We start from the raw sequence: 20,064 nt of genomic DNA on the forward strand, positions 1-20,064 counted from the left end.
AGCCCACAAGTAGCTCGAACCACTCCACGCGGTGGGTTGATTACTGATCGTTGGCGGCAAAGCGCTTCTGCCCGGCTGGATTTCCGGCCTTGACCGGCCCGCACAGCCTCCGCCGCTTACGGTGGAGGCCGCAGGCATGCTGCGTCGCCGCCACACGTTCAGCTTTCGCGTTCGCCGGAGATCGGTAGCGCCACTTCGAACCAGACGATCTTTCCGCTGGAGAGACGTGTCGCCCCCCATCGTTTGGCCAGGCGATTGACGATGAACAGTCCGCGGCCGTCCTCATCCAATTCGTCGGCTCTCCGGATCCGCGGCAGTTGCGGCACGTCGTCAAAGACCTCGCATCTGAGCACCTCCGTACGCAGCAAGCGCAAGGTCACCGGTCGAGTCGAATACCGCACGGCGTTGGTCACGACCTCACTGATCAGCAGCTCAAACGCATCCGTCATCTCCTCTAGGTCCCAGCCGAGCAGCGCACTTCGGGCCAGGTGCCGGGCTCGGCTCGGCGCCTGCTCCTCCGGCTCCAAGTACCAGTACACGACATCGCCGGGTGCGATCCCATCGAAGCGGGCCGCGAGCATCGCGATGTCATCGTCCCGCTCCCCAGGGGTGAGCAGATCGAGTGCCTCGTCACACAACACTTCCAGCGGCAGCGATTGGTCCGGCCCGATCAGTTGGGCGGTCGCGGCGAGCCTCTCCCGCAGCTGCTCTATGCCTGTCCATACGTCCCGCAGCCGGGACTCAACAAGCCCGTCCGTGTACAGCAGCAGCGTCGCCCCCGTCGGTGCGTCCAACACCACTGCCTCGAAGTCCACCCAGCCGACACCGATCGGCGCGCCGGGCGGCACGCGCAGTACCTCGGCCCGCCCGCCGGGATGTAGCAGTATGGGCGGTGGGTGACCCGCGCTCGCGATGGTGATCTGATGAGCCACAGGGTCATACACGGCAAACAGGCAGGTCGCCAGGCGGTCCGGCCCGAGCCGCTGCGCCTGCTCATCCAGGTGGTGCAGCACCTCCTGCGGAGGCAGGTCCAGACCCGCGAGGGTCTGCGCGGTGGTGCGCAACTGCCCCATGATCGCGGCGGAGGTCATCGAGTGACCCATGACGTCGCCCACGACGAGGGCGACGCGGGCGCCCGGCAACGGAATGGCGTCGTACCAGTCACCGCCCACCCGGGCGGTTTCAACGGCTGGCAGATATCGACTGGCAAGTCGTACACCTGCCAGCCACGGCAGAGAGTCCGGCAGCATGGTGCGTTGCAACTCGCCCGCAAAGTAGGCCTGACTGCGGGCCAGCAGTGCCCGGTCGATACCGAATGCGGTGTGAGTGGCCATCTGCGCGGCGATGAGTACCTCGGTGTCCTCAAAATCCGGCTGGTTTTGCCGGATCAGAACGGCCACCCCTAGGAGGCGCCGCTTGCTCCACAGGGGAGCGATGACAGCGCTGAGGTCTGGGGTGAGGGACAGCTTGGTGATTTCCTTCAGGGCAGCGTTAGAGAGCGGGTCGTTGACGGCGACCGGACGGATGTTGTTGAAGACCTCCGCCAGCGCCCCTCTAGGTTGCGCAGTCAGTCGTTCCTCGGGCGCCAGGAGCATCAAGGGTGCGGGCGAAGGTGTGGAGGCTGCGTGGTGGTGGTGGTGGGCGAGCCGGAAGTTCAGAGGAGTGATCGTCTCGTAGTCCTCAAGAGGGTCGGGAAGGTAGACCAGGATGCCCTCCGCGAACTCCGGCACAGCCGCTACCGCCAGTCCCATGACGATCTCCTCCACGCTGGATCCGGCGGCGATACGCTCGGTGGCTGCCCCGATGAACCGCATGTGGTGGAGGGATCCGTCTGTCTCGTCCCCGGGCATCTCAGACGGGTCTGAATGGCTGGGCAGCGAGTTGTTCGCAGTTGTTCGCAACAACTGTCCTCGCGCTTGCGTACCGGCAGAAGGGCTGTTCACGGTCGATGTCGGGAACCGGACTTCGGTGGCCTGTCCGGGAATGGTTTGACCGCGGGGCTCTGAGGGTGCGACGGGCGGTACGGCCACGTTCAGCCCCAGACCTTCGGCTGCCTCCTGAACAGCACCGTGCTCCCGTTCCAGCACGAAGCGCACCTTGTCCAACGTCTCGTCGACAGCGTCGAGGGCCGCGTCGTGAGGCTCGTGGCGTGCGGTGGCGGGAGCGGGTAGTGCCTGCCCGTCGAAGTTGTATGCCCGGACTGCTGCGGCTTTGGTCTTGAGGGCTTCGAGCTCGGATTCCAGTTGCTCAATCCTACGGGCGGCGTGATCCGCAACGGCTTGTGCTGTTTTCCGTTCCTCATCCGCTCGGGCCAGTTGGGTGCGCAGCTCTCGCTCCTGGCTCTGAGCCCGGTGCATTGTCTGCTGCAGATGCCCAATTTCGCCCAGGTTTTCCGGAACGGAACGCTGCAGAGCGTCGATGCGCCGGTTGAGATCCAGCACCTTGGCCTGCGCCTGACCCAGCATGCCCACCAGAATTGTGGCAATCTGCAAGGCCTGTTGGCGCCCCTGTTCACTGGCCTCAAAGGCGCGACGTGCTCGGTTCAGCTCCTCATAAGCCTTGATGGCCTGACCTTGTGCCTCCAGGAGTTCCCGGGCCGTGACTTGAGGGCCGCTGCCGTCCACGGCAGTCGGAGCGCTCTGCGACACCTGCCATAGGTGTCGCGGTCGCACGAGCCGCTGGCTGACACTGGCGTTGTCGTCGCTCGGGAAGCAGATATCAACGACCGCTTCGACAAGATCCCAAGTCAGACCCTCGCCCGCCAGCTGTCCCCGTAACCGGCGCAGCGTTGGAATCTGGCCGCCCACGAAGTGGTCAGGAGTCAGGCGCTGGTGTAGCTCGCCTACAGCCACTCCCGCGCTGTCCAGCCAATCCCGCAGCAGCGCAACCAGTTCGTTGATCTCTGCGCAGTTACCGCGCGGAGGCCCCCAAGGCCTGCCGGTCCTCGATTTCTCCCCCACCCCAGCGCCCCCCACAGGTTGTTCCGGGATAACCCCTGCCTTATTGCCGGAACAACATCCAACCCTTCGCCCATCTTGCCGCGGGAGTGAATGGTGGAACTCCTTCTGGTGATCGACCGACTACCAGTCAGCACGAGCTACAGGCGGTGCCGCAACGTGTCCCCCGACCGTTCCACGGTGATCCTCATCCTGCTCACCGTGACCCTGACCCTCTCGCTTGCTTCAGGCATAGCCGCAGCCGCACTGGCCCGGTGGGACGGAACAACCGTCCCGGCAGCGATCACCCGCGGCGGGATCGCCTTCGGCGGCACGCTGTCCCTATGTATCGCCGGCATCGCTCTAATCCTCACCGTCTGGCCTTAAAAGGACGATGCGGACGGTAGCGAAGGCGGTCTAGGGAACGCGTCGACACCTTCGACAACGACAAGGATTGATTCTCAAGGCGTGCATCCGGTGCGGCCCCTTTGGACACGGGGTGCACGCCGTCGGCGCCGGCCCGCGCACTGTCACTCAGCGTATGCGCTCCAGGGGATGCCGGACACTCTCGCGGACATCGCGGTGCGCACCGGTAGGTCCCGGCGGAGTGCACGACTCCGTCGGTGCGCGCGGCGCGGCTGGCCGTGCGCGCCCGATGTTCGCGGCGCGGTGCACGGCGGGCGCACGAACATCGTCGGTGCGCGCACCGGATGCCGGGACGCCCCCGTACTCACCGCTGGCGGCGTCGTCGCAGGCGCGCGGACCGCCACGAGTTCGGCCGGCCACCGAGGTACTGCCGCGAGCGGCGCCGGACCGGCGGCGGCTCCGGGGACGGACGCAGTGCCACGCGCAGTCGGGACGCCTCGGCGAGCTGCTGAAGGTGCTTCAGTTGCTCCGGCGTGAGGTACGGCGGGATCGGGTCAACCATGCGGGCATCCATGCTTCGGCGGGTCGGTCCCCCGCACCCTCGCCCGTCCCCGCCGCCTCCAGTACGTGGGTGCCGGCCGCGTCCCGGCAGTTGGCCCGACGACTTCGCCGTCCGTTCCGCCGGGCGGGCTCCGGTCTTCCTCAGCGGCCGCGGCCGCCCGCTCCCCTGCCCTGGTCCGGCTGCGCCGGGTGGTGCTGCTGACTGCCCGGGGCCGCGGCCGGGGCCTGCTCCGCCTGGTCCGCCTGCCTCGTCTGGTCCGCCTGCTCTTCGAGCGTGCGGCCGCGGGCTTCTGCTGCGTAGGTGAGCGCGGCGATACGGGCGAGGTTCTGCGGCGAGGTCATCCACGTCTCGGGGGCCGTCGTCCGGCCCTCCAGGTACTCCTGCGGCATCGCTGCCTGCTGGTGGGCCTGGATGGCAGCGGCCCGCTGCGCCGGAGCTCGAGCGGCGTTCCGGCCCGGGTGGTCGACGGCGTGCGGTGCGGCCGACGTGGTCGCGGCCGGCGCTTCCTCTCGTACGGCGGGCGGGGCGGTGAGGGCAGCACGGATCGCGTTCTGCAGGGCGAGGCTGGCGACCCGGGCCCGCTCGTACCGGGTCGACTCACGCGGCGGCTTCCCATCGGTGCCCGCGATCCACCAGCGGATGGGCCAGGCGAAGTCGGCGGTGTAGGAGAGCTGGTCCGGGGCCGGGGTTCGCCGGCCCTTCTGCGGCACGGTGAGCTGACGGCCGTAGCGCTCCAGGGCCCGGTCGGCGATGTGGCTGTCGATGCCGGGCACGTAGGCGCGGCCGCGCAGGGTCTCCAGCAGATGCCGTCGCGCTTCGGCCAGGACGTGGCGGCGGGAGAAGATCCCGCGCACGGTGAAGACGACCGCGGCGACGTCGACGGTGGCGAGCGCGGTGTCCACCAGTGGCCCCACCCGGGCCCGGATCGCCGCCCCGGCCGCCTGGCACCGCTGAAGCAGCCCGTCGACCATCCGCTGCCCGAACTTCAGCAGCGCGGAGACACGCCACCAGGCGAGCAGTTGGTCCAGCGGGCGCGGTGTCTTCTTGTCCGGGCGGGTCTCCTGCGCCGCCCACCAGGCCAGACCGTGGCGGGCGCGCTCGCCGGGCAGCCGACCGTGCTTCTTCACGTACTCGTCGGTGACGCCCTTGAGGACGTCCTCGATCCGGCGGCGGCGGGTGGCCGACCAGTCGATGAGCTCCTGGTCGACCCCGGCTATCTCCATCACCGGGCGCAGGCCCGGCGTCACCTCCCGGGGCACGGTCGCCAGCCCGAGCTCCTCGCACACCTCGGTCGTCATCTCCAAGGTGTACAGCGTGTCGGCCGCCACGATGTTCTTGTACAGCCGGACGGTGTCCAGCGCGTACCAGGAACCGTCCGGGCGCTGCGCCCGGTTCAGGATCAGGCAGTGCTCATGCAGGAGGGGAAACCCGTCCCTGTTGTCGAAGTGCCGGAACGCCGCGACGACCAGGGCCGGGGCCTTCGCGCGCTGGCGGCCGGACGCCCACCGGACCTCGGCGACCTCATCCTCCAGCCAGCGCAGCGTCGCGGCGACGGCTCGCTCGTGCGCCCGCTCGATGACCCGGCGCGTCCTGGCATCCCCCAGCGCCCACAGCACGACCAGTGATGCCTGCGGCCGGAACACGAAGTCCAGGGCGATCAGCGGGGCCTGCCCGCGCTGCTCGATCTCCTCGATCGGCTGACCGAGGACCGTGGCCAGCCGCGCCGTCTCCGGATCCTCGCCGTCGTCCAGGAGCCTGCGTTCCATGCTGTCGGCGTCCGGGTGCCGGCCTTCGCCGTACACCAACTCCATCTGCCGCTCCGTCACCGTCTGCCCGGCGGTGAGCCCGAGCGCGGCCAGGCCGCGCCCTCTCCACATCCCAGGCGGGAGCCCGGCCATCTCCTGCGCGTCCTTCAACGCCTGGCCGACGGGACGACGCCCGTCCCCGAATGCGACTCCACGGACGTAGTACCGCCAGGCATTCCGCCTCTGCACCTTCGAAACACTGATCATACCGGCAGCGAACACTGGCTCTGACCTGCGGAAAAGAGCGGTCCCGTGGGGCGGGAGAGTTCACCGGAACTTCACGGCCGATCCCGCAGGGCGGGCGCCGGCGACAACGTCGCGCCCGCCCTGCGGGCGCCATGAGGCCATGCAAATACTGCGCGGCACCCAGTCACACAGACCTCACGCCCTCACGTCACGCCTACCTACCTACTCCCTGAGAGCCAACGTGGCGGGGGCTCGAGCGTTCTGCAGCGTGAGCTCCGCGCCGCACCTGACGTAGTCACCGTGTGGAGGTGGAAGAGGTCAGGAGGGAGAGCGGTACGGCTGCCTGTGTCGTTCGGTGGTGTTGTTGTCCGCGGACAACAACACCACCGAACGACACAGGTCTTGTGCTACTTGCGGAACCTTCAAAGTGAGTAAGGTAGCGCCATGACCGTGCCATACGACCCGAGTGATCGGGAAAAGGTAGTGGCGAAGCTACCGGCTGAGCTTCGCAAGGAACTCAAGATCCGTGCTGCCGAGTTGGGCACGGACATCCAGGACGCCGTCACCGCAGGTGTGGAGGCCTGGCGCAAGGCCAAGAACCGCCCGGTGGTCGACACGTCCGGTGGAACGTCGTTCGCGACCTATCTGCCGGCTGGGCTGTACGACAAGCTCAAGACGAACTGCAAGGCCCAAGGGATCTCATACAACCAGGGCATCGCCCAGTCCATCCGCCTCTGGCTGGACGGCAACCCGTCCCCGCGACCGAAGCCGGCGCGGGTTACAGGTGCCCGCCGGATCGTCTTCGGCAACCAGAAGGGCGGGGTGGGCAAGACGTCCGTCTCCGCTGGTGTCGCCCAAGCGCTGGCCGAGTCCGGACACCGCACGCTGCTCATCGACTTCGACCCCCAGGGTCACCTGACGAAGCAGCTGGGACATCCCCTGTTCGACATTGACGCGCCGAGCCTGGCCAAGCACATGCTCGCTGAGGCCAAGGGAGAACTGCGGGACCTCCTCACGCCCATAAAGGGCGGTGACTTCGAAGATCACCTGTGGCTGCTCCCCGCCTGCAAGGACGCCTTCCTCCTGGACGCGAAGCTCGCCACCAGCCGCAGCGTCCGTATCAAGGAGACGGCGCTGGAGAAGGCTCTGGAACTCCTGGAGCAGGACTTCGACTACATCCTCGTCGACTGCCCTCCGAGCCTCGGGTACAGCATGGACACGGCCCTCTATTACAGCCGCAGGCGGGAGGGAGAGGAGGAGAACACCTCCGGCATCGTCATCCCCGTGCTCGCGGAGGACTCCTCCGCCGACGCGTACGACATGCTCTTCGACCAGGTCCAGGACCTCGTCGAGGACATGGACATCGACATCGCGATGCTGGGTTTCGTCGTCAACATGTACGACAGCCGCAAAGGGTTCGTCGCGACCTCGTCCCTGGACGCGTGGCAGAACATCGGCGACCCGCCGGTTCTCGCGATCGTCCCGGAGTTGAAGGACCAGCGCGAGGCCGTCCGCGTGAAGCAGCCCCTACTCGTCCACGCCCCCTACGGTGAGCAGTCCGAGGTGATGCGCACCATCGCACGGAGGATCAGCGCATGAGTATCGCCGACAAGCTCGGAACCGGCTCTTCGTTCAGCCAGGCTCCCCGTGGGCGCAGTGCCCGGGGCCGGGCCAAGGCCGTCACGCAGGGAGATGTTCCCGCTTACGAACTCGTGCGGCTGCGCCTGGACGAGGTCTCCCCCACTCCTCTCAACCCGCGGCGCAACTTCGGGACCGACGAGGACAAGACCCGGTTCGGCGAGGAGCTCCGGCAGGCTCAGCTGGCCGCCTGCGTAGCCGTCACGCGGGACGCCTACCTTGCCCTGTGGCCCGATCACGCGGATCGGATCGGGTCGGCCAAGCACGTCCTGGTCAACGGCGAGCGCCGCTTTCACAGCGGTGTCCATGTGGGGCTGGAAGCACTGGACTTCGTGGTCCGTGATGACCTGGCGGTCTCTCGTGAGGAGTTCATCAACCACCTGCTCAAGGAGAACCTGGAGCGGGAGGACTTCGACGTCATCGAGCGCGCGCGCGGCGTCAATGAACTCGTGCAGATCTGCGCGGAACAGTCCGAGCGGGGTGCACGCACCCGGGCAGCGGAGCGTCTGGGTAAGGACCGTTCCTGGGTGACGAACCAGCTCGCCTTGTTGGAGCTGCCGGAGGAACTGCAGGCCATGCTCAGCGCCGGCACGCTGCCTGAGCGAGACGGACGGTCCCTTGCCCGCCGCCTCAAGGACCATCCGGAGCTCGATGCGGTTGCTCTGCTGGACTACCTCCAGCTGACGAAGGAGGCCGCCGTCGAGGCGAAGGAGCGGGAGCGGGCTGTTCTGGAAGCGGCGAAGAAAACTCAGGTGGCGCCGACTGAGACTCGTTTGTTGTCCGCGGACAACAAGGCCGGCAAGCCGAAGGCGATCCAGGCGAAGCCTGAGCGCTCATCCAACTTGTTGTCCGCGGACAACAAACCGACGGAGCAGACTCCCGTCCCGGCGCCCACCTCCACGGCAGTAGAGCGCGGCGTTGCATCGGACGACAGGAAGCCCACGGAGTCCTCTTCGGCGTTGCCTGGCCAGCGACACGATCTGAATGCCAGCGCAGCGGAGGGGACGAAGCAGCAGGGGAACGGCCAGCCGCGGAAGTTGCCGTACGACGACCCGGGGTACGTGGCTCTGCATCTGGAGTGGAAGATGACCCCGCCGGACTTCGTAGTGGCCGCGCGGGTCATGGTCATGCGGTCCTGGGACAAGGCCGGCCAGGAACCGTCTCTCGAATTGCTGAAGGAGATGCTGTCGATGGCCGCGCAGCGCGACCCTGACGCCCTGCGGACGCTCCTCGACGAGTTCTCCAGCCAGACCCCAACGTCCTGACCATCCAAGAACCGCAGCGTGCGGACAATTTAGGGCCTGGCTCTCACCAGAAGCACGGGAAGAGTCAGGCCCTCGCCTCGTCATCTTGACAGGGTCGTAGCGGTCACCGCTCACCCTCACAAGGGCGTTGGCCAAGAGCGTGGTGATGTCGGCGTCGTGCGGGTGGTGGGGGGGGCGGCTGTCGTGGTGGGGCGCAGGGACGCTTGTTTACCGTGGACTTGGCTGGCGAGTTCGGCGTAGGCCTGTTCGGCCCAGTCGTCGCTGATCTGGTCGTAGTCGTCATTGCTGAGGTAATCAAAAGCAGGGTCGGTCAGGAAGCCCTCGTCCATCTCCGATGATCCACCGTTTGAGGCCAGACGATCCTGCCAGGCACGGAATAAGCCAGCAAAATCGTCATGGCCTCAAACGAAGCAGCCAGCACGGACCCGGGCAGTATGCGGGGCGCTGGCCTGTGGGTTCGCCAAGGGTGGTCGCAGAACGGTCAAGAGAGGATGTTCTCGCGTACGTTCCCGGTGCCGGCACGGATGATCCAGGATCCGTCTTCCTGACGATCGGAACGTCGCTTAAGACGGTAGATGTCGGTGGAAGCGGGCCATGTGGTGCCGTCCGACCACCTGACTCCGGTCAGGTTGATGTCGTCCTCGCGTACATCCGCATTGCTGAGGTCGTCCGTGGTGAAGTCGTCCATGAGACTCGCCAGGGATTCCTCGTCCACTGCCACTGGCGCGCCGACGGCCTGCGTGTATTCGTCATTGATGATCTGCAGGCACCGGTATCGGGCACGGGCGAGGTCACGGTCGAGGGAGAGGGCGAGGTCGCGGACGAGGTCGAGGACGCGGGCGAGGACAAGGTCGGAATCAAAGGCGCGGGCGGGGTCAAGGGCGCGGGCGAGGGCGAAGGCGAGGTCGCGGGCGCGGGCGCAGTCGAGGCCGCGATCGAGGTCGTAGCCAAGGTCGAGGGCGAGGTCGAGGGCGCGGTCGAAGTCGAGGTCACGGGCGAGGCTGTGCGCGCGGGCGAGGTCACGGGCGAGGCCGTGGGCGCGGGCGAGGTCACGGGCGAGGCCGTGGGCGCGGGCGAGGTCGAGGTCGAGGTCGAGGTTGAGGTCGAGGGCACGGGCGAGATCAAGGGCGCGGTCGAGGTCGCGGACGAGGACGGGGACGAGCTCGGGGTCACGGTCGAGGTCGCGGACGGGGTCACGGGCGAGGCCGTGGGCGCGGTCGCGGTCGAGGTCACGGAGGGATGTGCTGGCCCAGTTCCCTACGACACGCAGCACGCGGCTCGCTGCCGCCACGCGGGAGTTGCTGCGCAGCTTCAGCCGCTGAGCCGGAGTGGCCTGCCACCTGCTACTGCCCGGGGCTGTGTTGGCGACAGGCGGGGCTACGGCAGGAGGGGTGCTGGGCATCTGGTTGGTGGGAGGTGTGAGGATGTCGCGCAGGCCAGTTTCCACGTCCAGAGCGGTCTCAACCTTCACCGTGAACGCTTCATGACGGGACTGGAAAAGGATGTCGCGCAGGCCGGCTTCGACATCCAGCGCTGCTTCGATCTTCGCTGTGAACGCCTCATGGTGCCGCGTCAGCTCGCGGTCGGTCGGGTCGGCGGGCCCATGCTCGTCCCTGTGAGCGGTCACTGACGTTCCCCCTTCCGCTTCCCGAGCACTGTCACCACGGCTTGGCGCGCGCGGGCGAGGTTGCCCCGCACCTGACTCGCGGGCACGTCCAGGATCCGTGCGATCTCCGCCGGACTGAGCTCATCGAACGTCAGAGCCAGCGCCTGCCGCTGGCAAGGAGGCAGCTCCCGCAGGATGGCCAACACCTCGTCGTATTCCAGTGATTCCCACATGGCCTGGTCGCCCACCAGAGCCGCCGCAGCTGGTTCCGGCGGCTCCGCGAGGGCCTCCTCCCGGAGGGAGCCGAGCGCGCGGATCAGCGCCCGGCGGGCCGTCGTTCGCGCCCACGCCTGGGGGTGGCGTACCTCGCCCCACTTCTGGTGCAGGGTGCGCATCGTCTCCTGCGCGGCGTCAAGTGCGTCCTCCCGACCGGCACCTACCTGGATGAGGTACCCGACCAGACGCGGGAAGTCGGCCCGGTAGAAGGCGGAGAACGCCGCGTCGACGGCGGCGCGTTCTGCGGCCCGGTCCTCGACCCCGCCGACGGACAGGTCCACCGGCGGGTCAGCGTCCGTGGGCTCCCCCGAAGTCGTCACGCTGCCTCGTCCCCCTCACCCCCACGACGGCTCACGGTGAGCCGCACGTACCGCCCCCGGCGCCGCTCGGTCAGGCACACGTGTCCACCTGGCCCCGCCGCCCGCGTCACCTCGGCCAGGTGCCTGCGGGCCGCCCGAGCGTGCAGCACCCGGTAGCGGAAGTACGCGGTAAGCCCGCCGGCAAGCGCCGGGCCCGCGACCCCGACCACAGTGACAGCATCCATCGCACCCCATCCTCTCGTCGTACAGCGGGACGGATCGGCCGTCCATGGATGAGAGGCCCGAGAGGCCGCCCGCGTGAACAGACGAACCAAGATTTTTTCGCGGGCAATGGCGCGCGAGGGGGAACCGCCTTCGCTCCGCACCCACCCACGCCCTGCGCAGCTGCAACTCGGTTGCAGCACACGGCAGCCACTCTGCGGACGAACACACTGCTACTCGCGCCGACTCGCTGGCGGCGGACTCTTGTGCCCGTGCGTCCCCCAGCACCTCGGCGCACCAGTTGGTCACGGTGTCGTTTGCGGCTGGTGACACGGCTCCCTACCGGCTCCCCCTGTAGCGCATCAGGTGGGCAGCCCCGGAACGCAGAAATGCCCCCGGCTGCGCCCTCGTGGAGGGGCGCCGAGGGCCTCGTCTTCTGCGTGGGTCAGTCGACCAGCTCGATGCCGATGGCCAGGCAGCCGAGCCTCTCCTTCTCCGGACCGTAGATGCGCCGGATGTTGGCGAGCTGCTCCTCACGGGTCGCCTCGGGGTTCACCTGGGACGGCCCTTCGGTGTCGAGGAGGTCCTCGAAGGAGGCGTACTCCGCGACCCGTGTCACCCGCGTCAGGCAAGACCGGTCAGTGTTCTTCACGGAGAACCGGATCAGGTCACCGGCCGTCAGGCCCTCGAACTTGGCGTACTTCACCCGGACCTCCCGGGTCTTGCGGCCTGCGGCCACGAGGTCGAAGTACTGGGGATACAGGTTCAGCTCGATAACGCGGGCTGAGGTGGTGCTCATGTAGTCGGGCTCCCTGCGGGTCAGGACATCAGCCGCGACAGCTCCGCAGCCGAGTACGAGCGGAAGAAGTGCCGGGGGTGGGACAGCAACAAGCCCGCCAGGTGCAGCAGGCGGTCCGCGAACTCTCCCACGGTGCCGGGCCACTTCCGGGTGTCGAGCATCCAGGGTTCGGCGCCAGCGGGCAACGCCGCGTCCCCGGATCGGATGAGGCTCTTGGAGAGCTTGGCGCCCGTCTCGGCGACGATCATCGGGCAGAACAGCCGCGCGGGCAGCTGCCCGCGGGTCAGCCCGACGGCCTGGAGGGCGTCGTCGACCAGGAGGCTGCCGGGCATCCAGTCGGTGCCCTTGACCATCACCTGCAGAACCCCGTGCTCCCCGAGCGCGGCCAGCTCTTTGACCATGTTCCGGTAGAGGGTGGCGAGGTCGAGGTAGCCGCCGCCCGTCGCCGTGATCGTGCCCATGTACGGGCCGTGGTGCAGGCAGACCGCCGACACCCGGGCGAGACCGCTGCCGACCAGCTGCACACGGGTGCGCTCCGCGTGCTTCTCCGCCCACCCGCACGAGTACGGGCAGGGCACCCGCAGGTGCGGCACCCCCGTGGAAGGGGCCAGCCACAGGCGGGCGGCCTCCAGCCGGGGCAGGACCCGCAGCCACGTCTCCCGGAACACCGCGGTCTGCTGCTGCTCTGAGTAGGTCTCCACGCTGTACGGGACGGACAGCCGCTCCGACAGCGCGTCGAACAGGGGCCGGTAGAGGGTGCCGACCAGGCCGGCGATGCCGTCCGTCCCGAGTGCCTGTGCGTAGGCGAGCTGGTAGCGGTTGCCCGTCGCGGGGTCGGTGACGATCTCGTGTGGCGCGTTGTCGAGCGCGGAGAACCTGACCTCCACGGGCAGGCCGTGGCGGTCGTGGAGCCGGGCGGCCGTGGCGAACGCCATCGACTGCACCAGCGAGGTTCCGGCGTGCGGGGCGCCGTTGATCTGAGTGCCCACCACCAGGGCGATCCGCTCCCGCTTGCTCGCGCAGATCCGCGGGGCGAGAACGTCCTCGACGTTCGTCAGAGCGTTCGCGAGCACGGTGTTCGGGCTGATGAGTGTCATTGCTGTGCCTCGTCTCATGTGGGTGAGGTGCTGTGACTGCGTGGGCCGGTCCCGGGGGACAGCCGGGCCGGAGGGTGGGTCACAAGAGGCGGGACCCCGACCCGGAGCGGGGCAGGGTCCTCGACGACGGGGTCAGCGGTCGGGGCTGGCCGCGGTTAGAGGCGCGCTTCGGGGCCTGACGAGGGAGCAGGGGCCAGGACTGGCCGGGCTGGGCGGCGCGGGCCCACGCTGCGTGGGAAACACGGACGACCAGGCCGCGCTCCGAGAGCTGCGTGAGAGCGTTGTCGACGGACCCGGAGGACGGGCCGCCGTCGGTGCCCACGCCGACCGCCTTGCGGATCTCGCGGGTCCGGAGCTGTCCGTCATCCGTCGCCGCCGTTGACGCGCTCGTGGATCTGGATCAGCGTGCCGATCGCGTCAGGGTTTTGTGCCGTGCCGACCCACTGCCCGCCTGCGGTGAAGACCGGGACGGCCTCAGCGTCGGCGTCGAACACCACGACGTAGTCGCCGTACCTGTCGAGGACCATCTCCTGCAGCGCCCGGGCCGGTGCGGGGGCCAGGACCTCCAGAGCGTCGACGGTGAGCCGGGCGGGCTGAGCCGGGTCGTCGAGCTGGGTGAGGAACCCGGAGACGTGCAGCAGGTCGCCGGACTGGATCTCGGTGAGCAGCGCGTCCGCGATCCGGGGGTCACTGGTGGAGCAGGACCATACAACGTCGTCCACGAGGTCATCGGTGGGGGAGACGACCAACTCGAACCGGGCGGTGCCCGGGCCGTCGCCGGGCGCGGGGACGGTGTAGAGGAAGCCGTCGACGGTGAGCGGCTTGGTGTCCATCAGCTCGCCTCCGCCGGGGCGGTGGTGCGGTGGGCGGCGTCGTAGGCCTCCGCCACCGACTTCCGGATCACCCCGGCGTCGGCAACCTGGTGGCCGTTGGCCCGCGCCCAGGTCCGGATCGCGGCCAGCTGCTCCTTGCTGCGCTTGGTACCGGTGGTCGGCGCGGGAGCATCGGCGGGCGCCGTGGGACGGCCGCCCGCCTTCACCGTGCGCAGCGTCTCCTGCGCCTTCTCCAGTTCCGCCTTGAGGTTGGCGACGCGCTCTTCGGCCTCACGCTGGGCGGCGTCGGTCTCGCGGCGTGCGGTCAGCTCGTAGAGGTCGCTGCGGATCCGGGCGGCCTTGTTGCGGATCACGGCGGCCGGGTGGTTCTTCGCCCAGGAGAGCAAGGCCTCGATCCCGTCGCTGTCCACGGGGCCGGCCGCCTGCGGGGCGTCGGTGTTGGTGTCCGGGGTGGGGTCGTCCTGGTCGGTGAACTGAAGGGCTTCGGCGAGTTCACTCTCCGACAGTCCGAGGGTCTCGCGGACGTGCTCGGGGCTGTCGCCGTTATTCAGCATGGAGGCGGCGGTGGCGGTGAAGGCGTTGGCAGGCATCGGGTCTCCGGTCGTCGGGGTGTCAGGGCTGGTGAGGTGTGGGAGCAGGGTCACAAGGTCGCCCTCGCCGCAGGGCAATCCAAGCGCGCCCAGTAGGTCGGCGAGGTCGTCCTTGTCGCGGGCCTGGTGGGCGACCACCAGGGAGGCTGCGGCGCTCTGGCTGCTGCCGAGCGGGGTGAGTTCGAGGGCCTCCGCTTCGAGGGCCTCTGTCATGTCGGTGAACATGGCCGGCCCTCCTACGCGGCGGTGGTGCGGGGCTTGTGCTGGGCGATGTCCAGCAGCTCCCGGTTGCGCCGCTGTTGGGCGGGGGTGAGCGGCCGGGCCTTCGCGCCGTGGCGGTGCCAGAGCGGGGAGGCGGGCGGCTCGGGGTAGGCGAGGGCGTGGTCGACGTCGCGGTCGGTGCTGCTCATGGGGGTCCTCCAGGTGGAGGTCAGGAGTGGTCGCCTTGGCCCTTGGTCTTGGGCTTCGGCGTGAGGTCGGAGGCGAACCGCCCGCGGCGGGCCTCAACGGGGTTGGCGGTGATCCATGCCTCGGCACACGCCTTGTGCACGGGCTCGCCGGAGTGGGAGCGCATGGGTGTGGGCCAGCCGCACAGCGTGCAGGCAAGGTCCTGCCAGCGGTCGAAGTGCTGACCGTCGCGCCAGACGAGAAGCTCGCCGGGAGCCGGGATCAGGCCCGGCTCGAACGGCGGCTTCTCCTTCTTGCGTCCCGTGCGGGTCACGGCCGGAAGCCGGGCAGCTGCTGGACCACCTGCGCCAGCAGTTCCGGCGTCGGCTTCCAGGCCGGGAGCGCGCCCCTGGCGGGCACGGGCAGGGCGAGCTCCTGGACGTCGGCGAGGACCAGGTGGTGCGCGCCGCGCTCCGCCCAGGGGCTCGGGCACCGCTCCGGCCCTTGGTCCGGGTGGCAGCCGGTGAGGCGAGCGACGCCGATGACCGCGCCCAAGGGCAGTTCGCGGCCGCGGATCGCGGTGGCGACCAGCGGGTCGCGCAGCAAGGCGGGCTCGGACTTCTTCTTTCCGGCGTGGATGAGGACCCAGCCCTCCCACGGCCAGTGCACCGGCCTGTTCTCCGGATTCTTGCCCGCGAGGATGCACGTGGCCCACGGCTGGCGGATCGTGATGCCGCGGATCCAGTCGCCCTCGGGCAGGGTGGCCAGGCTCATGCGGCTCGACCCCACACACTCGTGCCCGGGCGGCCCCCGCGCCGGCCGTTGATGGACGCCACCGTCGCGTGCTTCTTCGTCGCGAGGTGCGCGCGGCCCGAGTGCTTGCCGTCGTAGAGGGCGGCATCGGCGGCCCGCTGCAGCAGGGACAGGTCGCGGGAGCCGATCACGTCCGGGGTCGCGGCGCCGACCGAGGCGGCGACGTCGACGGTGCGGCCGTCGTCCAGGACGACCGGCGTGCGCAGCATCCTCACCAACGTCGTGAGGCGGACCTCGCGGCGGCCGCGGGACATCGGCAGCACGACGGCGAACTCGTCACCGCCCAGCCGACCGACGGACGCGCTACGGCCTGCCCAGGCGGTGAGCCGGGCGCCGAACGCGGTGAGGACGACGTCCCCGGCCGCGTGCCCGAGGTCGTCGTTGATGTCCTTGAAGTGGTCGGCGTCGACCAGGACCACGGCCACGTTGCCGCCGTGGCGGGCCAGGACCTGCCGGGCCCGGGCGGTCCACGCGTCGCGGCGCAGCAGCCCGGTCAACGGGTCCTTCTTCGCGGTCGCCAGGCGCCGGTGCAGGGCGATAGCGTGGACGGTCCAGCCGGTCAGCGGGACGGCTGCGGTGGTCAGTAAGAGTGCACGCTGCCCGATCCGGGCCTGTGCGCGCAGGACGGAGTCCATACTGGGGATCTCCCTCTCGTCTCGTACGGGTTGGGTGGGCCCGGGGCAGCCGTCGAAGCCGGCAAGCAGAGCGGCTGTCCCGGGGCGTAGCTACAGCTCGAAGTCACCGTCGTCGGCGACGCGGGTCCAGCTGTACGGGTTGTTCCAGCGGCCGACAATCGCGGCGGGCCAGACGAGCTCCCAGCCGGGCCGGTAACCGCACGCGCCCCAGCCGTCCGGCCGGTCGTGGGGGATCTCGAGTCCGGCCTCGCGCGCGGCGCGTGCCGCGTCGTAGACCTCGTGCGCGATCCGTACGGCGGCGCTGCGGCTGTCGGCCCGGCCGGTGAAGACGTGCACGCCTTCCAGGCCGGGCTGGGTGGTGCTCCTTGTCGGGACGTCGACCTCGAAGTAGGGCAGGGTCATGACGTCCATCTCCTCTCGTGCTCGCGGGGGTTGAGGGGCCATCGCGACCGCCCCGGCCCCGGCGCGGTGGCCGGGGTCGGGGCAGCACGGAGCGCCCGTCACCTCATGCGTGGATCGCTTCCCTGGCCTGCGCTTCGAGGTCGGCGCGGCCCTCGGGGTCGTCGTCCTGGTCGTCGCCGGTGTTGGGGCCGTGGACGGTGCAGAAGATGTCCTCGTCGTCGTCCAGGTCGCCGTTGAGCGCGCGGAACAGGCAGGTGACGCTGTAGGCGGGCACCCAGGCGTAGCCGTCGCATTCGACGTCGTGCGGGCACGGCACCATGACGTCGAACCCGACGTCGCCCTCGCCGTCCACGTCGGTACGCAGGGCGAGGGTGAGGTACATCTGACCGAGGCAGATCTCCGCGACGCGGTCGCCGCCGGCGACGTTCGAGCCGGGCTTCCACTGCCACAGCGGCACGATCTCCTCGCCGAACATCCGGGCCACGAGGTTCAGGTCACCGAGGCCGTCGCTGCCGTCCAGGCCGAGGTCGGCCTGCCGGGCCCCGCTCAGGCGCTCCAGGAACGGCAGCAGCCGGTAGAGGCTCTCGGAGTAGACGACCTCGGTGAAGCCCTCCGCCTTGAGACCACGACGCTGTGAGTCGACCATGTCCTTGCGCTGCCGGATGACCACTTCCTCCGGCACGCGGCGGTTGGCCGGCCGCGCGCCCTGCCGGTCCACGCACACCGTGCCGGGGGTGGCGACCAGGAGCGCGATGGGGAGCATGTCGTGCCGCTTGGCTGCGGCGACCAGCGGCCGCCTGGCCGCCTCGGTGACGCTGGTGGCGTCGACGACCGTGAACAGCCGGCGGCGCATCCTCGCCTCCAGGAGCAGGTGCAGGGCGGCGACCGCGTCGCCGGTGGCGTCCTGGTCGCCCGCGTCGTCGCTGACCGTCTCGCGTAGCGCGTCCAGGGACAGGACCTGCGAGGCGGGCCAGGTGTTCGCGATGGTGGTCTTCCCGGCCCCGGCTGGGCCGATGAGGACGACCAGGCTGTTCTCGGGCATCTGCGGGTAGTACGGCGCGGTCATACGGACTCCTTGATGGTGAGGGTGCCGGGCAGCTCGGTGGAGGCGCTGCCCGGCGTGGTGGGTGAACGGGACGGCTTCGCGCGCCGTCAGCGGACGATCATGTGGGCGGGGTGGCCGTTCTTCATGTGGTCCACGCACTGCGGGCAGTCCTCGCGCGGACCGAGCCCGGCGTGGGCATCGCGGCTGGCGTACGCGTGGAACCAGCACTGCGTGCACTGCCCCCGGGGCGGGTTCGTCGCTTTCGCGCTCGCCATCTCAGCTGTCTCCTTGCGGGTGAAGGGCGCGGGCAGACCAGATCAGGCGCTGCCCGGCGTCGTCGGTGATCAGGGCGGCGGCCTCGTGCAGCGGGCAGGAGGCGTCTCCGTCGCGGTCGGGCTCGATCTGCTCGGCACGGCGTGCGGCGGCGGTGAGCAGCTGCGCCACGGCCGCGAGGAAGCCGCCGGGCGGGTCGGTGTCCTCGATGAGCTCGCGCAGGATCGCGGCGAGCTCCTCCTGGTCGACGTCGTCGGCGCGAAGGTCGTCCTCGATCTGCTGGAGGGCCAGTGAGGCGATCCCGGCCGCGGCGCGGACGCGTTCGATGCGCGTGCGGGTCACCCCGGCCGCCGTCACAGCGCGAGGCCGGCGGCGGCCAGCGTGAGCAGGACCAGGGCGGCGAGCGACAGGTCGACCGCGCGCCGCAGGTGGGTGAACTTCCGTACGGCGAGGGTGGACAGGGCTCGGATGCGGGCGGCTCGGGTGTCGCCGTTCATGCAGGCGCGGATCTCGTCTTCGTCCAGGCGTGCCCAGTAGGGGAAGGACGCCCGGTCATCACCGCGCATGCGGGGCCTGACGACCAGGAGCAGCAGCACGGCGGCCGCGCCCAGCGCGAGGACGGCGAGCATGCCGAAGACCTTCGTCACAGGCGGCAGATCCTTGTCGGCGACGGACGCGAGGCCGGCGAGGACTGCGCCGTTGAAGGCGAGCAGTAAGGATGCCTTGCCGTCTGTCCGTCCGATCTCGTTGACGATGGAGGCGCAGGCGGTGTCCAGGTTGTTGTCGACGGTGGAGGCGGGGGACGTGGCGGTCGTCATGAGCGGGGTTCTCCTTGCGGAACGTGAAGGGGCGGCCCGTGTGTGCGGGCCGCCCGGAACGGCTTGGGTACGTCGGGTGTCAGAACGGCGGTTCGTCCGGCCAGGGGTCACGGACGGGCAGGAGCCGGATGCGCAGCTCGCGCCGGTTCGACCAGCAGCCGCACGCCTCCATCTCCGACTTCGTGCCGCCGACCCACCAGCCGCCTGCGCCCCGGCAGTCGGGGCAGGAGCGGCGGGGTCGGGGCGTCAGCTCGATGCGGTGCCGGTCGGCGTACAGCCGCCAGTGGCCGGCCTTGAGCGCGGCGGCGGCCGTCGCCGCGGCGAGCGGGACGGCGGCGAGCAGCAGGGCGGCGCGCAGGTGGCGGGTGGTCACGTGAGCGGGATCGCGCGGCAGGCTGCGGCGTGGCCGTTGGCCTTCTCGCGGATGCTGAACAGGTAGCCCTCTTCCGGGAACTGCGAGGTGGCCTTGCAGCCGTGGCACTTCCACCGGTTCTTGAAGTTCTCACCGAGGCCGGTGACGTCGACGAAGGATCCGCCGATCGTGGCGAACCGGATCTGGAGGTTCTTCGGCCGCTCGGGCTCGTTGAAGGCGGAGGCGCGGACAGCGGTGCTCATGGGCGGTGGTCCTCTCGGATCAGGCGGCAAGCAGGTGCTTGGCCGGGGGAGCGATGTAGGAGGCGGGGTCGGCGGGCGTGCCGTCGAAGCACTCCAGGCAGGACCCCAAGGTCTTGAGCGGGAGGCAGTGGAAGTAGCGCCGGCGGCAGGTGCCGCATGTCTGGCGTGCGGCCATGGCCTTGTCGAGCGCGGCTTCCTTCGCGAGGGTCATCGGGCGCTTCGGCTTCGCCAGGTCGATCCGGTACAGCCACGCGAAGCGCTTCCCGCCACGGCATTCGATCCGAGCAACGGGCTCCTGGCCGCCGGGGCGCAGTCCCATCTCCCGCAACTGGCGACGGGTGGCGAGGTTGTCGCGCCCGGCCTGCTTCCACCGGAAGACCGGTAAGGAGCCGTCGCCGGGGTCGTACGGCTCGACGTCGACCAGGTCCTGGTCCTGGTCGGCCATCACCTGCTCCAGGTACCGGGCAACCGGCGCTGAGGCAGCGGGTAGCGGGGGCCGGGACGCTGCGGGCGGGGCCGGCCGATCCGGCGGCGCGGGCGGGGGATGAGCACGAGCGGTTCCTCCTGGTGTCGGTGGACAGCAAGCGCCGCGCCCC

At 69.6% G+C, this 20,064-nt stretch carries 26 protein-coding genes; 3 read left to right on the plus strand and 23 right to left on the minus strand.

All coding sequences use genetic code 11. The annotated features are described in order from the left end of the window. Positions 1-158: 158 nt before the first annotated feature. Positions 159-2,042, minus strand: a complete 1,884-nt coding sequence (locus ACZ9QC_RS42660; RefSeq protein WP_472921970.1) for an ATP-binding SpoIIE family protein phosphatase — start codon at positions 2,040-2,042, stop codon at positions 159-161. Positions 2,043-3,137: 1,095 nt separating this feature from the next. Here ACZ9QC_RS42660 and ACZ9QC_RS42665 point away from each other — a divergent pair. Then, a complete protein-coding gene (locus ACZ9QC_RS42665; protein ID WP_472918047.1) occupies positions 3,138-3,323 on the plus strand; it encodes a hypothetical protein in 186 nt (61 codons plus the stop codon). A 343-nt stretch (positions 3,324-3,666) separates the two neighbouring features. On the opposite strand, the gene ACZ9QC_RS42670 is transcribed toward ACZ9QC_RS42665, so the two are convergent. Further along, the gene (locus ACZ9QC_RS42670; protein WP_472918048.1) at positions 3,667-3,864 is read right to left on the minus strand and encodes a hypothetical protein; all 198 of its coding nucleotides are present in this window, start codon (positions 3,862-3,864) and stop codon (positions 3,667-3,669) included. Between the two features lie 140 nt (positions 3,865-4,004). Then, positions 4,005-5,858 carry a MobF family relaxase gene (gene mobF, locus ACZ9QC_RS42675; RefSeq protein ID WP_472918049.1) on the minus strand — a complete coding sequence of 618 codons (1,854 nt, stop codon included), beginning with the start codon at positions 5,856-5,858 and terminating at the stop codon, positions 4,005-4,007. A gap of 441 nt (positions 5,859-6,299) precedes the next feature. Between mobF and ACZ9QC_RS42680 the strand changes: the two genes are divergently transcribed. Together ACZ9QC_RS42680 and ACZ9QC_RS42685 are read left to right on the plus strand one after the other, a co-directional pair. Continuing rightward, on the plus strand, positions 6,300-7,454 hold the full coding sequence (locus ACZ9QC_RS42680) for a ParA family protein (protein WP_472918050.1): 1,155 nt from the start codon (positions 6,300-6,302) through the stop codon (positions 7,452-7,454). Beyond that, on the plus strand, positions 7,451-8,758 hold the full coding sequence (locus tag ACZ9QC_RS42685; protein WP_472918051.1) for a ParB/RepB/Spo0J family partition protein: 1,308 nt from the start codon (positions 7,451-7,453) through the stop codon (positions 8,756-8,758). Before ACZ9QC_RS42680 ends, ACZ9QC_RS42685 begins: the two co-directional genes overlap by 4 nt. Positions 8,759-8,874: 116 nt before the next feature. Here the strand turns inward: ACZ9QC_RS42685 and ACZ9QC_RS42690 are convergent, their stop codons facing one another. From ACZ9QC_RS42690 to ACZ9QC_RS42785, 20 genes are all read right to left on the minus strand, one after another. Next, a complete protein-coding gene (locus tag ACZ9QC_RS42690; protein ID WP_472918052.1) occupies positions 8,875-9,087 on the minus strand; it encodes a hypothetical protein in 213 nt (70 codons plus the stop codon). Positions 9,088-9,239: 152 nt separating this feature from the next. After that, complete coding sequence (locus ACZ9QC_RS42695; RefSeq protein ID WP_472918053.1) at positions 9,240-10,385, minus strand: hypothetical protein; 1,146 nt, start codon at positions 10,383-10,385, stop codon at positions 9,240-9,242. After that, positions 10,382-10,960, minus strand: coding sequence for an RNA polymerase sigma factor (locus ACZ9QC_RS42700; protein ID WP_472918054.1), 579 nt, complete (start codon positions 10,958-10,960; stop codon positions 10,382-10,384). Before ACZ9QC_RS42700 ends, ACZ9QC_RS42695 begins: the two co-directional genes overlap by 4 nt. Then, positions 10,957-11,184 carry a hypothetical protein gene (locus tag ACZ9QC_RS42705; RefSeq protein ID WP_472918055.1) on the minus strand — a complete coding sequence of 76 codons (228 nt, stop codon included), beginning with the start codon at positions 11,182-11,184 and terminating at the stop codon, positions 10,957-10,959. Before ACZ9QC_RS42705 ends, ACZ9QC_RS42700 begins: the two co-directional genes overlap by 4 nt. A 422-nt stretch (positions 11,185-11,606) precedes the next feature. Next, complete coding sequence (locus ACZ9QC_RS42710; RefSeq protein WP_472918056.1) at positions 11,607-11,960, minus strand: ASCH domain-containing protein; 354 nt, start codon at positions 11,958-11,960, stop codon at positions 11,607-11,609. 20 nt (positions 11,961-11,980) lie between these two features. Then, on the minus strand, positions 11,981-13,057 hold the full coding sequence (locus ACZ9QC_RS42715) for a hypothetical protein (RefSeq protein WP_472918057.1): 1,077 nt from the start codon (positions 13,055-13,057) through the stop codon (positions 11,981-11,983). Positions 13,058-13,419: 362 nt separating this feature from the next. Continuing rightward, a complete protein-coding gene (locus tag ACZ9QC_RS42720; protein WP_472918058.1) occupies positions 13,420-13,890 on the minus strand; it encodes a hypothetical protein in 471 nt (156 codons plus the stop codon). After that, positions 13,890-14,705: an Lsr2 family DNA-binding protein gene (locus ACZ9QC_RS42725; RefSeq protein ID WP_472918059.1), complete on the minus strand. Its 816-nt coding sequence runs from the start codon at positions 14,703-14,705 to the stop codon at positions 13,890-13,892. Before ACZ9QC_RS42725 ends, ACZ9QC_RS42720 begins: the two co-directional genes overlap by 1 nt. A gap of 11 nt (positions 14,706-14,716) precedes the next feature. Further along, positions 14,717-14,890, minus strand: coding sequence for a hypothetical protein (locus ACZ9QC_RS42730; protein ID WP_472918060.1), 174 nt, complete (start codon positions 14,888-14,890; stop codon positions 14,717-14,719). A 20-nt stretch (positions 14,891-14,910) separates the two neighbouring features. Beyond that, a complete protein-coding gene (locus ACZ9QC_RS42735; protein WP_472918061.1) occupies positions 14,911-15,201 on the minus strand; it encodes a hypothetical protein in 291 nt (96 codons plus the stop codon). Next, positions 15,198-15,641: an ASCH domain-containing protein gene (locus ACZ9QC_RS42740; protein WP_472918062.1), complete on the minus strand. Its 444-nt coding sequence runs from the start codon at positions 15,639-15,641 to the stop codon at positions 15,198-15,200. Before ACZ9QC_RS42740 ends, ACZ9QC_RS42735 begins: the two co-directional genes overlap by 4 nt. Next, the gene (locus ACZ9QC_RS42745) at positions 15,638-16,315 is read right to left on the minus strand and encodes a GGDEF domain-containing protein (RefSeq protein WP_472918063.1); all 678 of its coding nucleotides are present in this window, start codon (positions 16,313-16,315) and stop codon (positions 15,638-15,640) included. Before ACZ9QC_RS42745 ends, ACZ9QC_RS42740 begins: the two co-directional genes overlap by 4 nt. 90 nt (positions 16,316-16,405) lie before the next feature. Then, positions 16,406-16,717, minus strand: coding sequence for a hypothetical protein (locus ACZ9QC_RS42750; RefSeq protein WP_472918064.1), 312 nt, complete (start codon positions 16,715-16,717; stop codon positions 16,406-16,408). 103 nt (positions 16,718-16,820) lie between these two features. Then, positions 16,821-17,783 carry an AAA family ATPase gene (locus tag ACZ9QC_RS42755; RefSeq protein ID WP_472918065.1) on the minus strand — a complete coding sequence of 321 codons (963 nt, stop codon included), beginning with the start codon at positions 17,781-17,783 and terminating at the stop codon, positions 16,821-16,823. A gap of 86 nt (positions 17,784-17,869) precedes the next feature. Then, the gene (locus ACZ9QC_RS42760) at positions 17,870-18,037 is read right to left on the minus strand and encodes a pRL2-8 (protein WP_472918066.1); all 168 of its coding nucleotides are present in this window, start codon (positions 18,035-18,037) and stop codon (positions 17,870-17,872) included. Position 18,038: 1 nt separating this feature from the next. Next, positions 18,039-18,377 (minus strand): hypothetical protein, encoded by a 339-nt coding sequence (locus tag ACZ9QC_RS42765; RefSeq protein ID WP_472918067.1) that lies wholly within the window; start codon positions 18,375-18,377, stop codon positions 18,039-18,041. An 11-nt stretch (positions 18,378-18,388) separates the two neighbouring features. After that, complete coding sequence (locus ACZ9QC_RS42770) at positions 18,389-18,853, minus strand: Pycsar system effector family protein (RefSeq protein ID WP_472918068.1); 465 nt, start codon at positions 18,851-18,853, stop codon at positions 18,389-18,391. 79 nt (positions 18,854-18,932) lie between these two features. Next, entirely contained in the window at positions 18,933-19,226 is a 294-nt protein-coding gene (locus ACZ9QC_RS42775; protein ID WP_472918069.1) for a hypothetical protein, read from the minus strand. Further along, positions 19,223-19,468, minus strand: coding sequence for a hypothetical protein (locus ACZ9QC_RS42780; protein ID WP_472918070.1), 246 nt, complete (start codon positions 19,466-19,468; stop codon positions 19,223-19,225). Before ACZ9QC_RS42780 ends, ACZ9QC_RS42775 begins: the two co-directional genes overlap by 4 nt. A 19-nt stretch (positions 19,469-19,487) precedes the next feature. Continuing rightward, on the minus strand, positions 19,488-19,913 hold the full coding sequence (locus tag ACZ9QC_RS42785; RefSeq protein WP_472918071.1) for an RRQRL motif-containing zinc-binding protein: 426 nt from the start codon (positions 19,911-19,913) through the stop codon (positions 19,488-19,490). Positions 19,914-20,064: the final 151 nt, after the last annotated feature.

Source organism: Streptomyces sp. HUAS MS02, assembly GCF_055702265.1.